The sequence below is a fragment of the Niabella terrae genome (assembly GCF_054783135.1).
Genome location: NZ_BAAGRD010000002.1, coordinates 1 through 13,785, shown reverse-complemented (window position 1 = coordinate 13,785; position 13,785 = coordinate 1). Strand labels below are relative to the sequence as shown.

Below are 13,785 nucleotides of genomic sequence, written 5' to 3'. Positions count from 1 at the left end.
CAATGCTTGAATACAAAGCCGATTGGTACGGTAAAAATATTCAAAACATTGGCAGATTTGAGCCATCCTCAAAGCTGTGTTCCTCTTGTGGAACAATTTTCAAAGAACTAAGTTTGAAAGACAGGTCCTGGACTTGTCAATCATGCGGCACACATCACGACCGTGATTGTAATGCTGCAAAAAATATAAAGAACTTCGGGCTTCGGTTCAAGCCTGCAACCGCTAACGTGAGTCATTAGGCTGTGCGTATGGGTTGCGAAGCCCATTGGTCTTTAGCCAATGGGTAGTTCACCAATCAGGACTAACAAGAAAAGAAGATCATATTCTACTGGATATACTATTAGATGCACATTCTTATTCTTCCCTGCTGGTAACGCCGATAACGGGTCAATGGATACGAACAGACGAAACGCTGATACCGGTTAAAATTCCAACACATGAATCCATCACAGGAGATAAGCTGACCGCCTTTGCACCGAGCACTACCGGCATTCCTTATAACAAAGGAATTGGAAATCGCAAAGCAGCTTTTTCATCTTGGTCGCCTGTTCCATGAAATTAAAAATCAGGAAATTACTTAAAAATCGTTCAGTAGCAAACTACAAGCAATTCACAATATTTGTGTTCAACTCAACCAGACTTCTTAGCCCCTGGCTATCGGACCTAAAATATTTAATATACCCGAAAGTTTCCAGTTCAGACAAACATTTATAATATGTCGTCCGACCTATTTTTGCCATTCTCCCCAACCGTTCTTTTGATACCTGAACCACTGAAGGTTCGTTTTTAACGATACATAAATAAATCAGGGATGCATAGAGCGCAATATGCCGGGGGCCCAGTCTTGGGTCGCTTGCTGCTGCCTGAAAAAATTCTTTGAAATAATTTAATGGAAGGCGTTCCATACCTCAACCAACTTTATCATTTAAGCTATCGGCTAATGTATCTGGAATATCTCGGACATATAATCACTTGCCGCCACGGCACTTTCCAGACTTAAATCAGCAATGGCGCCACCCATGTCACAGATCGTCACTGCAAACCATTTACCTACCTTCTCGAACAGACGCCTGGGGATTATTGCATCACCGAACCGCTTAAGCTTTTCATCTGAAATACCCTGCCCCTGGTGCAGGGTCTGTAATTGCTGCAGGGAAAATGCATCCAGCGCCCCGGGATGCAAAAGCCATTTGTAAGCCGAATGGCGTCCAATGGTAGCCGCCTTAAAAAGCACTTCCTTATCTCGTTCGGGCAGTCCGCTTTCCATCACTGATTTTTCGAATTCCACTATTTCGGTTTTAATTTTCGGGAAACCAGGATCCGGCACAGATGCCTGACGAAGAATTACAAATAGCTTATGCAACCGGCATTTTACGGAATCGCTCCAATTTAATTGTTCTACAAACTGATGCAGCCTCACCGCAGATTCGGTCACCAGACCGGGAATGGTATTTGGAAAAAAAACCGCAGATCTGTTGTTTCGCTTACCCCGGCATAGCTTTTCGATCAGCGGATAGGACGCCCGATGCCTAGATGCGGTATTGGTGCGGCGCCAGCTATTGACGGAGTCCAAAATCAAATTGTGCCAATGCCCAAAACTATCATAAGGATTCCGGGCATTGAATGGGAGACTGTCTGCGCTGGAATATTTCCGGTCCGCCGGCATTGCTGCCGGTTTCGCACAACCACAACAAATAAGTAACCATAGCCCGGTAGCCCAATAGATTCCTGTACTGTAATAACTAGTCATAGTAAATCATTTTTATTAATCAGGAAAGGTGCAATGGCGGCTAAAACACCCGCCAGGCTTTCGTAATCAGCCGGTTGGTAATTTCCAGGTCCAGGTGCCTGCCACCCCCCGCCTCCTGCAACTGTATCAGGCATTTTTTCTTATCCGGTATCGTAAATCCGCGGACAGCCACCACCAATCCCTGGGCCGACCTGTTATATATAATATTGCGATCCCCCAGTATATAAACCGGCTCGATCTCAATTTCCTGGAGGGCCGTTCTTTTGGCGGTTTTATTATCCTTAATAAACAGGCGCAATTGCCGGATGGGGTAATCCAACCAGGTACTGTTTTTCAATTCCAGATGAAAATACAGCATCCCTTCTGCGGCATATACACCCTTTAGCGTCATGCCGATACCGTTTTTCATTTGCCGGCAGGATTTGATAAAACCACGTTTATGGATAAGGCGCCTGGCCGCGGCGCCTACGATATCGTTGGTGCCCGAAGGCTCGAAAACTGCCAGGGGTTCATCCGTCCTATTGGGTTGATCCAACCGGAAGTTTAGATGTGAAGGCGCAGATGTATAGTTGAGCATAAATGAGTAAAAAGCACCGTCAGCAGTGATCACCGTCAGGTTGGTCTTGGTGAATGCCGGAGTGGCCGCCTTCAGCTGTAAGACATTTTCAACGCCTCCGGCCTTCTGAACCAGCAAATCTGCGGCACCCCTGTCAATGCTTTTTATCGGATAAGGAAAAATCAGATTGGTCGTCAAATGTTCACTTATGGCAAACGCATAGGGGGCAATGGTCCTTGTAAGCGTTTGCAGCCGACTCCGCTGCGGCAGCAGTAGCACCACCACCATGAAATACAAAAATCTCTTTTTCATATGAATATTTTTTATATAAATAATTGATTTCATTTATTTTATATTGATTATATGTTGATTATATTAAGTCCCGATTTGCCAGGGCGGATACTCTAATTAAAGAATGCCGAGCCGACCAACTAGTCTTTAGGTTTTTTATCCTTCAGCAATACCCGATAGCCGGCTTTTAGCGTCACCCGGACCAGTCTCAGCTTTTTACCCAGAAAGCTTCTGGCGGCTTCAATACCCAGACCCGCCGCCTGGAGGCCCACAGAGGGGCTGACCGTGGTGAGACCCATGCCCTGTAATCCTTTTTCCGCAGACTGGCCGGCCACCCGCCTGGATATCGAGCCCGGTACCCGTATACCCTCGATACCATCCATATCATAGACTGTCAGGTCAACCGGAAACAGCCGCGCTCCCATTCGAATGCTATTAATCCCGATATGTAACCGTTCACCGCTTAGCTTCGCCAAACCATATACAAAGCTTTCTTTGGGTATTATCCGGCCATCGATGAAAATGTCATCCGTCAGCCTCAGTTTTACTGTCGCTCCGCTTACCAGGGTCTGTGTTTCCTGAATCGCCGCCCGGATCTCCCGCTGCTCAACATTATTTTCCGGTTCTTGACGCAAAGAAAAAAAGCCATTTTCTGTCGTACGAAGCGTGTCCCCTGCAGACCGAAGCATCGTCAGGCTGACGCTTTCCGGGTTCCTTTGCACTGGTAAGGCGGCTCCGGAAGCCGCTGCAGATCTTCTCTCAAGCGCCTGACGCATCTTTTCCGGATGCTGGATCCTAATAATCTTATCCAGCATCTGGTCCAATTTGCCTATCTCCGGATCCACGCTACCGGCGTTTACCGGGTCCGGCAGGGCTTCTAAGGATGCGGGACTGATAGGATCCGGTGCTTCGACGGGATAATAATTCTTTGGTTCCCGGGATGGTTCCTCCAGCGCTCGTTCCAGCAGGCTCAGTTTTTGGAAGATGGCCGCTTCATTCTTATCGACTCCAGGGCTTTTTGTGGCACCTGGTATTGGGTGGGTAGGAAAACTTTGTTCCGCATATTCAGCCTCCGACATATCGGTTGCAGCCAGATCATCCGCTCTATCCGCATAGCCATCGTAGGAACTGTCGCTTCTTAATTGCATTTCCAAGCGATGCGCTTCCTTCTCCGCCTGCTCATAATAACTGAGCTTATTCCAGTTACTGTCAGCGGATGCAATTGCCGCGGGTAAATTCAGGTTGATGCCGGAGACCAATGAAGGATCTGCTGCCGCTTTGGAGGGACTGCCCACCAATCCCAGGGCCCATAGCAATAAAATCAGGAAAGGCAGGATCAATACCGGCAGCATCAACCATAATTTTTTCCTCCGATTTAGATCCGTGACTTCAATTCTTGTTTCCATATCAACCTTATTTTAAATGATATATATGTGCTATTAAATCTATGTTATTCAATAATTTTGACCAGAATCATTCCATCTGTCTGAATATGGAATCTGCATTGGGGGCATTTCGCAGGCTGTCCGGCCTTATCCTGAACAGCTCAATTTCCGACCGGCTTTGCGGTTGCCTTCCCTGTATCCGGTACCGGGACAGTTCTATTTTTTCCGGCAGTTCCATTTCTTTTGATGAGCTGAAGGCATCCCAGATAATATAGCCAAATACCCATCCGGAAAACAGACAAAAACAGACCAATCCCGTCACCAGGCTCCTGGATGACAGATCAGCACATTTTCTATTCAGCACCCCGGCAAATCTTCGCTGCTTACGCTCCAGCCATGCCCCTGCTCTTTGCAGGGCCCTACCCCATTGCAGCAGATCCGCCGCAGTGCTATACTTTCGCTTCATCGCAGGGTCTTTTTAATGTCGTGATTGTCTTTGATCTCCCAGCGTTCTATCAAAAACCCATGTGCATTATTATCGCTCTGGATCATCCCGGTCCGGACATAGCCCGTGGTGGTAATGGACCGGGTTAATAGCGAACTGGGCCGCGTAATAAACTGCGTTCCTTTGCAGATAAACCGGTAGGGTGCCTTGCTCATGTCCACATCAATCTTTTCAATTTCAATCGATTGAGAGATATTACCTGAAATTAGATTATTGTAATACCCTGCCTCTGTCATATTCTGATAAATTCTTTTTGCCGATCCGTCAGCCAGGTACAATGCCTTTACCAGCTGCCCTCGTATCGCCTGGTCGTCCGGGGAGAGGGTAAAAAACAGGGTATGGAATCTTCTGATATGATCCCTTATCTCCACCGGCATATTGCGCTTCTCTGCTAAAGCGGTGACCAACTGACCATTCACCAGCACATATACTTTTCCATTATTGGCCGTCAATACGCTGGTCGTACGATAAACGATCCAGCCACTCAGCAGGATGACTGCTGTCACGACAGACAGTGCCATAACCCGGGTTTGGCGAAAGGCGGTATCAATATTTTTCATTTTTCTAAACATCTGTACTTCTATTTATCGCTGATTACCTGTTTATTAAATCGCAATACCTCAGTTCCCTTTTAGCTTATCTTCCATATAATCCGGTCCTTTTTTACCCCCACCCGACTTATATCCTTCATATACATGATAGGGCGCCTTCGCCAGATTTTCCGCCCCTTTTATCGCCTGACCTGCTGCAGCGCCGGTTAGGGCACCAGCCACGCCGCCCACGGCGGCCCCGGTGGCCATCATGGCCCCGGTGGTTTTACCCGTCAGTGCGTTGCCGCCACCCACCCATATAATCTGGTTGGCAATAGACGGCACAGAGAAATATCCCAGAATGCCGATAATCAGAAATATCATGTACCCCATATCCGTCCGGCTAAAAAAGCTATCGCCGTTTTCTGAAATCTGCGAAATATCGATTTGGAGCATTTGCTCCTGGATTTTTCCGATCACGGCCCCGAATATATTGGCAATGGGAAGCCAGAGAAAAACATTGATATACCGGGCGATCCAATGTTTGAGCGATTGGCCAAAGCCGTCAAAAACCGCGAGTCCGAAGGCCAGCGGTCCCAGAATGGCCAGTATCAGCAGGTTGAAAGTGCGCATGGTATTAATCGCCAGGGAAGCTGCCGCAAATAATAACTGCAATACTTCGGCAATCACTTCCTTGATACCGTTGCGAAAATTATATCCGGCTTTGGCCAGGGCAAAGCGGATATCATTGCCGATGGATTCCATCCAGCTTTCATCAGCACCGGCATCACTCTCGGGATGGGTATACTGATACCATTGATCGCGATCCCCTTCTCCTGTAGGTCCTACATATACCTGATACAGATCTGAGTTTTTTACGGCTTCCTCTTTTTGTTTGATTAAAGCTTCGATCGCCAGATCGGATTGCGCTACCATATTTTTTGTACCGTTAACCGTAGGTTGCATCACCCCATTAATCAAAGCAATGACTGAGGGGAAAACCGCGATGGCAAAGCCAATGACGAAAGGCCGGAACAGGGGGTAGAAATCTATTGATTCACTGCGGGCGATATGGCCCCAGACCCTGGAGGCAATATACCAGAGCGCCGCAAAGCCGGCAATGCCCCTGCCCACTCCGATAAGTTTACTGCACAGGGGAAGCATTTCCTGATACAGCCGGTCCAGCACTTCATGAAACCCATGTAAATCTGCTGCCCAACCACCTGCCTGTGCAAAACTGCTGACCGGCAAGAGTATTGCGGCTACCGCAATACACCCTATTTTCATTAGCATTCTTTCCATCCTTTATCGATTATATACCTGTCTTAGTTGCCTTCCATCGCCCGCGTCCCTGCTTCTCTGTTCCGCCAGTACCATCGCATCGGCAGTAAATGCCTCACAAAACCTTAGCTTTTTGGAAATATCATTGTATATATGATCAATGGCAGCGAGTCGTTCATCGTCCGACATTCTTAAATTACCGGCGCTCAGAATGACCAGCAGGTCTTCCAGATTGGCAACGGAAGATTCCAGCATTTTTTCATACACATTGGAAAAGTAGTCGCACTCCGCCACCGTAAAAGCCTTACTGGATCCGAAATAGCTTTTTGCCGCCCTGCAGGCAGTTAGTATCCGGATCTGGCCCTGAATAATATCCCTGATCCGGTAATACTTTCTTACAGCAGGTGACACTTTCAGCAGGCCGTCCAAAAAGACCTGGTGTAATCTGAACTGGCCCCTGGCAATATCTTTCACCGTATTATAACCGCCGGAAAGTAGCTGATAGCCCTTCTTCATATTAGAGAGGATCTGCCGGAACTGGCTCAGTTTTTCAATATTCAGGGCCAGCTGGGCCAGTTCATCCGCCTGCGCAGCTGCCCTGAAGGAAAAGCTCAGAAAGAACAGCAATAACAACCCTGTAAAGTATCTTCCTTTCATTAGTACCTATCATTTAATGGTATCAGATCTTTTCTTTCCCGGTCTATCTGAATGGCCAGTTTCGACCATTGGAATAGCAGGATTTTCGTCCTTTTATGTCTTTCTTGAATATCCCGGGTAATTTTGTGTATTCGTCTTAACCGTGCTCGATCATCCAGCTCATAGACGCCCTTACTGACCAGGGCAATAAGCGCTTCTGCCTGCTCGTTTTCTTCCCGCTCCATACTGTTTTGCAGTTTCCTGAAATATTGAACTATATACAAGGGACAGTTCTTATACCCCCTGATTTGTCGCTCCAACCCGCGCAGCAGGCGCAGGTTTTCCTGTTGCAGCCGGAACACCTGATGGATCGATGCAGCGCCACTGATCTGGGGATTAATATCCACCAGGCGTTGAAAAAAAAGAATGTCCGAATTCCTGTGTTTTCCTTTCAAATCGCCAATGGTTGCCAGACCGTTACTGACGATAGCATATCCCCTGCCCAGGTAGCCGGCATATAGGCGCAATCCGGCGATTTGTTGCAGCATATAGTCTTTTTGCGTCGCCTTCTGACTAAACCATTCTTTGAGTCCCTGCCCCTTCACGGACAAATGACTAGCGGTCATGATGATCAGGACCAGTCCATATTTAATCCTGCGGTAATCCATACAAAGCTTTTACATAATTTATCTGGTCCAGGCTGCTGGAGCGCTGCAGGCTGATCTTTATATGCTGCTGGTTAAACAATCGCAGGTCTGCCAGCAGCTGGTCCATCTTATCTGCATAAACCGCTATTTGTGCCAGGCGACTGCCATCCGTCATGACCAGGGCTTCCCCGTGCAGCGTCAAAAGCAGTTGATCCAGGTTGCGCACACTCTCATTCAGGATGCCTGCATAGACCTTACCCATATATATAATTTCCTTCGGGCTAAAATGCCGGTCCTTCTTTATTAGCCTGAAAGCCCTTTTATACTCCTCCACCAGGCGCACCTGTTTCGCAATCATTGATTTTACCCGCCGATAGTGGTGAATGGATGCTTTTACCCGGACCAGTTCTTTATAATATTTTTCGTACTGCTCTTTGTGCTTTTTCGCCCAATCTGAGATTTCTTCCAGTTTCAATTTCGACAGTGAATTTTCTACCGCTTTCTGGGCGTTCTGTAACCAAATTGTTTTATTCTGCAGTCGCTGAACTGCCAGGTCCATTGCCTTAATCACTTTTACCAGCGCTGCCTGCACGACTTCCCAAATCAACGCATGGCTTTTCCGGGTGGGCGTGATGGTCAAAACCAGGCAAACCAGCACCATAACAACATATCTTTTGAACCTTTTCATGCGAGAAGTTTATAGCGAGTGTTTTAATGTCAGAACCCGAAGGCTCCTTAAATCCCCTTTTACAGATACCAGCTCGCCAGTTGCGCAAGTGGGTAGTCAAGCAGGCTAATGGGCAGTGGCCTCTTTTCGACAAGTCGTGACTCCCCTGATCAGGGTTGCCTGATTGCCCATCATTAGAAACCTTATCGGAATGCCAGTGTCGTCAGGAACTTGAACGATATCCTGTTGAGGATCGCAGGTGACCGGGTAGCTTTTATGGCCTTTTCAAAAAGCATAAACTTACCGTCACCGATACCTTGTAACCTTGCATTTTGAAAGATGGCATATTGATTATCTTTCCAAGCCGGCAGGTTAAGCGGATCTCCCCCCGGGCAAACGCCCAATCTATGGGCCGCAGATATCCTCCTGCAATATCCCCGCCCCTGCAGGCTGCCCGTAGCAAAACAAGCAGCATGGCATAAAAACGGCTCCTATCTGTGGCTTTTCGTTACTGAATTTCTTTCGCCAGTCGCCTGATGCCCTCTTCGATTCCGCCATGCCGTGAAGCGTAAGCTTCGACTTTAATTTTCTCCGATTCTTCTGTCGTATAAGCCAGGTATTCCTCCGGACTGACTTCCGTGCGATACACTTTTGAAAGGGTACCGCCCAGCGAGATAAACACTTCCTTATATTTTCGATGGGGGTCATTCGCCTTATTGACGGACAATACCAGGGCCTTTTCCTTATCCGTTAATCCCAGCAGGTCCTGGATTTGATCGAATTTGTTCTGATACTTGGATTGATCCAGCAATATTTTGCAGTCGCTATTGTTCACAATGGCCTGTTTTACGATCGGCGAGGAAATAATATCTTCAATATCCTGGGTTACGACTATGGCTTCGCCAAAGAATTTCCGAACCGTCTTAAACAGGTACTTAATATACTCGGCAAAGCCTTCCCGCATCAGGGCCTTCCAGGCTTCCTCAATCAAAATAATCTTCCGCTCCCCTTTCAGCTTCCGCATCTTGGAAATAAACACTTCCATAATAATCAGGGTCACCACCGGGAACAGGATGCTGTGATCCTTGATATTGTCTAATTCAAAAACAATAAATCTTTGTTCCAGCAGATCCAAATGCTCGGTGGCATTTAACAGGTAGTCGTATTCACCACCGGAATAAAAAGGCCTGAGCACAAATAGGAAATTATCGATATCAAAATGCTTCTCACTGACATGCTGCGCCTTCAACGAAGCGATAAAATCCGTTTGCAGGTATTCATAGAAGGTATTAAAGCAGGGAAATATGTCCGCATGGCTGCCTGCTTCCGACCGGGTATGCATCAGCTTATCGAAATACCCCTGCAGGGCGTTGGACAAAGCTACATATTCCGACCGCCGGTAGTTCTCATCGTCCTTTTTCCATAAGGCCAATAGCAGGGTTTTGATGCTTTCCTTCTTTTCCGTGTCCAGGGCTTCACCCTCTTTCAGATAAAAAGGATTGAACCGGATGGGATCATCTTCTGAATAGGTGAAATAATAGCCCCCCACCAATTTGCAGAGGCCTTTATAGCTGTGGCCTACGTCCACCAGTACGATATGGGAGCCCTGTTCATGATAAGAACGCAGCATATGGTTGGTGAAAAAGCTCTTGCCGCTGCCGGAGGGGCCCAGAATAAATTTATTTCTATTGGTGCAAATCCCCCGTTCCATCGGTTCATCCGATAGATCTACCTGCACCGGTCGCCCGGTAATGCGGTCCCCCAATCTGATACCGTATTTACCAATAGCACCCCGGTAATTGGTTTCCAGGCACAGGAAGCAACAGGCCTGCTCGGCAAAGCTGACAAATGTTTCGCTTTCGGGCAGGGTTCCGGCATTGCCGGGAATACCCGCCCACCAGATCTGGGGCGCTGACAGGGTTTCAATCTTTGTGGCCGCGTCCATCTGAGCCATCGCTGCGGCCACCTTTTTATTGAGTTCTTTCAACTCCTCCGGGTCTTCACTCCAGACAAAAACATTAAAATGCGCCCGAACGGGGGTGCGCTGCTCGGAGGCGCACTCACCCAAAAACGCTGCAATCGCATCCCGGCCAAAAGCATTCTGCGGGCCATAGGCCGCCAGCGACTGCATTCTTAATTTCCTGGACTCCAATTTCTTGATTAAAGCGGTCTTGTCGCATATCTGTATAAACTGGTTGTAAATATGGTCACAGGGCAATAACAGTCCCAAACTGCTTGCAAATCCGATTGAAAATTTTGTACGATCCGTACTGTACTTGTCGTAATTGACGCGGGATCCGCAGTAGGCAGGCAGATCCGGCAAATCCGACAGGGTATATAGCTGACCATATTTTCTGCCTATTTTCAGCTGATCTTTTAGTTCCAGGTCGCAAACCGTCCTCTGGCTGCCATCATGCAGCAGATGGTAATAGCGTTCGATCAGTCCGGATCCGGACCTGCTGCTGTAAAGATCTGTCGACCTGAGTCGCGAAAGTTCCAGGCCGGCATCCGTAAGAATATTGGCAAACTGTCCCACAGCGTCTTCAAAAGCCAATCGAACCGATAACTCCAGGGTTTGCCGGGGCACAATGGAGCGTTGAAAAAATGCGTTCTGCCAAAATCCGCTACCACGAAACTTACCGGAAATACGGGTCAGGATAAAATAGCATTCATGCGATAAAAACGGCCGTTCATTAAAGTACAAATTACTGCTACGGGTTAAAAAACCCTGCTGCCCGCTTTGCCAATCCGGGACATAATGGTCGGTATAAAAATGGTCCTGCTTATGGAACATCGTTTGCTCCGGCAGCATTTTTATCGCTCTTACCAGCGCCTGGTGCAAATGTTCATAGTCCGTCTCCGACAGTGTAAAAATTTCCGGCAGTTCCGCTTTAAATACGATAGAAATATCGCCCCGGCTGTTCAGCATCATATCGTGTTCGATATCCAGAATCGGAAAGATATTTTCCAGTTTGCTGTTCATGAAAAATTATTTTCGTTGAAATGTTCAATCAAACAGGCCCAATTTCTCCTTAGCCGCACAAAGTCCCTCTTCAAACAAAAGCCGGCTTCGGTGGGTAATATACCGGGGCATTTTATGTCGATCCATTCGTTTCTTCAGACCACGCGCTCCGTATTTTTTACTGAACCGGTGGACCAGCTTAAAAAGTGCTACCCCCAGGATCAATAGGATTAAAAGACAGCAATACATAGGAAGACCCAGAATATACAGGACGGTAAAAAGCATGAGTAAAACCACCAGCCCCCCTCCCAGCCACCAGATATACTGCCCCTTCAGTCCTTTGAAATACACCGGCTGGTTGACCCCTTTGTTTATCTGGTATACACTAACCATCTTATAACCCAAAAAAGCTTCTCAGCACCGTAGCTACAATCACTAAAAAAATACAGCTGCCAAACCAGCTTGCCGCATACTGGTTGGTGTTCTGATCGCCGGATCCCCATCGTTGATATACCCTGACGGCGCCAATAAGTCCCAGTACCGCCCCTACCGCATACATCAGGTTAATGCCCACATCAAAATACTGGCGAACCATGGTATTGGCTTCCTGGATGCCGGCTGAGCCATCCTGCGCCCTTAGGATTTGCAATGCTGTAAACAGCCATCCCAAAAGGGAAAAAATTAGTTTTTTATTTTTCATACAACCAGATTTTTTATTTTTACTGCTGCCGTCATCCGCCCTCTCCGGAGAATGAAAGAGAACGGATGAGCAGCAGACAGCCGCCTCGCTCCTGAGTAGGACCTTTCTAAACCTATATTGACATGCTTAAGGGAAAGAGGCTATTCTTTAAGGTATCGCCAAACTGCAGCCAAATCCTCATCACTTAGATCCAAATGCAGTTTTAGCGGCACTTCAGCTTTCAGAAACTGATTGACGGGCTCCCTCAGAATGGCCTCCTTATCCACGGCTGAATGCTTAATTGCCTGACCAAGCGACTGGATCAAACTCCGTTTATGGAGTGGTACATATAATAAATTGGCGATAGTTAAATGTAATATTCCTATGATAAGATTCGTGGCTTTATCCACATTCGCTTTAGCGTGCCTGGATATGGATACCGGTTCGCTGTCAGCCGACCGGGCGCCCTCTTCGTGATCTGCCAACCGGGAAAAAAGCCGGTATCTCCCATTAAGCGCCAGCTTCAATTTCCTGCGGTAAAAAAGAAATAAGGTGGCCAGGAAATACCCGCCCAAAATAAGTACCATCATCATCCATGATTGCTGCCAGCCAACTAAACCGTCCATGATTTCGCGTTTTTAGTTTTAATGTCGCTTCTCGTGCAGAACAAATGAACAACTTCAGTTAGCTGGTTTCAAGTCCATTTTCTTTTGCACCAAAAATCGAACCCGAAAAATCATTGGTTTTCAGTTTAATGCCTCAGGGAACCTCTATAGAATTTTTATAACTACCGGAATCAGCATCCAACCTTTTGCTATGCATACCATCTGCGAAAAAGCCGATTGCTGCTGATGCTGACCAGAAATCGGCCATGGAGCTGTTGGTTGGGGTGCTGCTATGCAGAATTATCAGGTTGCGGCAGGATTCGGTAAGCATCTCTGAATGCCGCATTAGCCAGGTGGCAGGTATTACCTACAGGTAATTTCGGTTAGTGAAATTAAGCGTATGCCAATCAGGGCTTGCCTAAAGGAGGTTTACGGCGCTATAAATCGAGATGCAGCAGAAGCTGCTTTGGAAAAACTTTCCGAAAAATGGGGCCATAAATACCGCCACGCTATTGAGTCCTGGCGCCATAACTGGGACTGCCTTACCAGCTATTTTGACTTTCCACTGGAAATCCGAAAAATTATTTATACTAGCAATACCATCGAAAACCTGAACCGGGGTATCAGAAAATACACAAAGATAAAAGTCCAGTTCCCGGACGATCAGGCGGCCCTAAGGGCCGTTTACATGGCTATTACCAATATCGAAAAAAATGGAGCATGCCTATTCAAAATTGGGGCTTCATACTCCATCAGTTCTTAACTATCTTTGAAAACAGATGCCGGATCTAAATGCAGATAATAAATCCGTTTACACAAAATATTTTACAGTCTCAAACTAAAGCCGCATCACTGCGGGTTTGTTGTTATTGTATAGATTTCTTCAATTTAGTTTTGTTATAATAAAGGGTATGTCTGTTTTTTACTGTGAGTGTATCAGTTAATTGTACTCGGGAAAAGTCGTATGGATGAACGTATGCCGTTGGCGAACCCCTACAATGTTATTTGACGGGATTCTCGTAGTTCTGCGGCAACAGCTTATGCAGTTCGGTCATTTTGGTTTGATTGATATTCTCAAATAAATGAGTGAGCCATTTTTCCGGATTGACATTATGCAGTCTGCAAGTAGCAAACAGACTGTAGATCATCGCAGCGTCCTGCGCACGTTCATGTGATCCGGCGAACAGGTAGTTCTTTCTGCCGATAGCCACTGGCCTAATGGAATTTTCAATGAGGTTATTATCTTGTTGCAATATTCCGTTGGTGGTATATACACATAACTTATCCCAAC

15 protein-coding genes and 1 pseudogene are annotated in these 13,785 nt (G+C 46.9%); 2 read left to right on the top strand and 14 right to left on the bottom strand.

What is annotated here, in order from left to right:
* Positions 1-2 precede the first annotated feature (2 nt).
* Positions 3-239, top strand: a complete 237-nt coding sequence (locus tag ACYVI9_RS02765; protein WP_460760356.1) for a zinc ribbon domain-containing protein — start codon at positions 3-5, stop codon at positions 237-239.
* Positions 240-937: 698 nt separating this feature from the next.
* On the opposite strand, the gene ACYVI9_RS02760 is transcribed toward ACYVI9_RS02765, so the two are convergent.
* The 13 genes from ACYVI9_RS02760 to ACYVI9_RS02700 all read right to left on the bottom strand — a co-directional run bounded on the left by ACYVI9_RS02760 (position 938) and on the right by ACYVI9_RS02700 (position 12,515).
* Positions 938-1,750, bottom strand: a complete 813-nt coding sequence (locus tag ACYVI9_RS02760; RefSeq protein WP_460760354.1) for a hypothetical protein — start codon at positions 1,748-1,750, stop codon at positions 938-940.
* A gap of 40 nt (positions 1,751-1,790) precedes the next feature.
* Positions 1,791-2,618, bottom strand: a complete 828-nt coding sequence (traN, locus tag ACYVI9_RS02755) for a conjugative transposon protein TraN (protein ID WP_460760351.1) — start codon at positions 2,616-2,618, stop codon at positions 1,791-1,793.
* A 119-nt stretch (positions 2,619-2,737) separates the two neighbouring features.
* Positions 2,738-4,003, bottom strand: a complete 1,266-nt coding sequence (gene traM / locus ACYVI9_RS02750; RefSeq protein ID WP_460760349.1) for a conjugative transposon protein TraM — start codon at positions 4,001-4,003, stop codon at positions 2,738-2,740.
* Positions 4,004-4,070: 67 nt separating this feature from the next.
* Positions 4,071-4,448, bottom strand: a complete 378-nt coding sequence (locus ACYVI9_RS02745) for a hypothetical protein (protein ID WP_460760346.1) — start codon at positions 4,446-4,448, stop codon at positions 4,071-4,073.
* Positions 4,445-5,059, bottom strand: a complete 615-nt coding sequence (traK, locus tag ACYVI9_RS02740) for a conjugative transposon protein TraK (protein ID WP_460760344.1) — start codon at positions 5,057-5,059, stop codon at positions 4,445-4,447. Before traK ends, ACYVI9_RS02745 begins: the two co-directional genes overlap by 4 nt.
* A gap of 48 nt (positions 5,060-5,107) precedes the next feature.
* Positions 5,108-6,319 carry a conjugative transposon protein TraJ gene (traJ, locus tag ACYVI9_RS02735; RefSeq protein ID WP_460760341.1) on the bottom strand — a complete coding sequence of 404 codons (1,212 nt, stop codon included), beginning with the start codon at positions 6,317-6,319 and terminating at the stop codon, positions 5,108-5,110.
* A 3-nt stretch (positions 6,320-6,322) separates the two neighbouring features.
* Positions 6,323-6,955 (bottom strand): TerB family tellurite resistance protein, encoded by a 633-nt coding sequence (locus ACYVI9_RS02730; RefSeq protein ID WP_460760338.1) that lies wholly within the window; start codon positions 6,953-6,955, stop codon positions 6,323-6,325.
* Positions 6,955-7,602 (bottom strand): hypothetical protein, encoded by a 648-nt coding sequence (locus ACYVI9_RS02725; protein WP_460760335.1) that lies wholly within the window; start codon positions 7,600-7,602, stop codon positions 6,955-6,957. Before ACYVI9_RS02725 ends, ACYVI9_RS02730 begins: the two co-directional genes overlap by 1 nt.
* Positions 7,583-8,269 (bottom strand): conjugal transfer protein TraI, encoded by a 687-nt coding sequence (locus ACYVI9_RS02720; protein ID WP_460760333.1) that lies wholly within the window; start codon positions 8,267-8,269, stop codon positions 7,583-7,585. Before ACYVI9_RS02720 ends, ACYVI9_RS02725 begins: the two co-directional genes overlap by 20 nt.
* A gap of 487 nt (positions 8,270-8,756) precedes the next feature.
* Positions 8,757-11,231, bottom strand: coding sequence for a TraG family conjugative transposon ATPase (locus ACYVI9_RS02715; RefSeq protein WP_460760330.1), 2,475 nt, complete (start codon positions 11,229-11,231; stop codon positions 8,757-8,759).
* 24 nt (positions 11,232-11,255) lie between these two features.
* Complete coding sequence (locus ACYVI9_RS02710) at positions 11,256-11,603, bottom strand: DUF4133 domain-containing protein (protein ID WP_460760328.1); 348 nt, start codon at positions 11,601-11,603, stop codon at positions 11,256-11,258.
* A 1-nt stretch (position 11,604) separates the two neighbouring features.
* Positions 11,605-11,910 carry a DUF4134 domain-containing protein gene (locus ACYVI9_RS02705; protein WP_460760326.1) on the bottom strand — a complete coding sequence of 102 codons (306 nt, stop codon included), beginning with the start codon at positions 11,908-11,910 and terminating at the stop codon, positions 11,605-11,607.
* Positions 11,911-12,050: 140 nt separating this feature from the next.
* Positions 12,051-12,515: a hypothetical protein gene (locus tag ACYVI9_RS02700; RefSeq protein ID WP_460760324.1), complete on the bottom strand. Its 465-nt coding sequence runs from the start codon at positions 12,513-12,515 to the stop codon at positions 12,051-12,053.
* Between the two features lie 376 nt (positions 12,516-12,891).
* On the opposite strand from ACYVI9_RS02700, the pseudogene ACYVI9_RS02695 reads away from it, so the two are divergent.
* Positions 12,892-13,286 (top strand): annotated as a pseudogene (locus ACYVI9_RS02695) (transposase); the annotation flags it as partial.
* 209 nt (positions 13,287-13,495) lie between these two features.
* Here the strand turns inward: ACYVI9_RS02695 and ACYVI9_RS02690 are convergent.
* A partial coding sequence (locus tag ACYVI9_RS02690) for a transposase domain-containing protein (protein WP_460760322.1) occupies positions 13,496-13,785 on the bottom strand: 290 nt, incomplete at its 5' end.

Coding starts and splice junctions, on each gene's coding strand:
- ACYVI9_RS02765 (WP_460760356.1), top strand. CDS start 3: ATGCTTGAATACAAAGCCGATTGGTACGGTAAAAATATTCAAAACATT.
- ACYVI9_RS02760 (WP_460760354.1), bottom strand. CDS start 1,750: ATGACTAGTTATTACAGTACAGGAATCTATTGGGCTACCGGGCTATGG.
- traN (WP_460760351.1), bottom strand. CDS start 2,618: ATGAAAAAGAGATTTTTGTATTTCATGGTGGTGGTGCTACTGCTGCCG.
- traM (WP_460760349.1), bottom strand. CDS start 4,003: ATGGAAACAAGAATTGAAGTCACGGATCTAAATCGGAGGAAAAAATTA.
- ACYVI9_RS02745 (WP_460760346.1), bottom strand. CDS start 4,448: ATGAAGCGAAAGTATAGCACTGCGGCGGATCTGCTGCAATGGGGTAGG.
- traK (WP_460760344.1), bottom strand. CDS start 5,059: ATGTTTAGAAAAATGAAAAATATTGATACCGCCTTTCGCCAAACCCGG.
- traJ (WP_460760341.1), bottom strand. CDS start 6,319: ATGGAAAGAATGCTAATGAAAATAGGGTGTATTGCGGTAGCCGCAATA.
- ACYVI9_RS02730 (WP_460760338.1), bottom strand. CDS start 6,955: ATGAAAGGAAGATACTTTACAGGGTTGTTATTGCTGTTCTTTCTGAGC.
- ACYVI9_RS02725 (WP_460760335.1), bottom strand. CDS start 7,602: ATGGATTACCGCAGGATTAAATATGGACTGGTCCTGATCATCATGACC.
- ACYVI9_RS02720 (WP_460760333.1), bottom strand. CDS start 8,269: ATGAAAAGGTTCAAAAGATATGTTGTTATGGTGCTGGTTTGCCTGGTT.
- ACYVI9_RS02715 (WP_460760330.1), bottom strand. CDS start 11,231: ATGAACAGCAAACTGGAAAATATCTTTCCGATTCTGGATATCGAACAC.
- ACYVI9_RS02710 (WP_460760328.1), bottom strand. CDS start 11,603: ATGGTTAGTGTATACCAGATAAACAAAGGGGTCAACCAGCCGGTGTAT.
- ACYVI9_RS02705 (WP_460760326.1), bottom strand. CDS start 11,910: ATGAAAAATAAAAAACTAATTTTTTCCCTTTTGGGATGGCTGTTTACA.
- ACYVI9_RS02700 (WP_460760324.1), bottom strand. CDS start 12,515: ATGGACGGTTTAGTTGGCTGGCAGCAATCATGGATGATGATGGTACTT.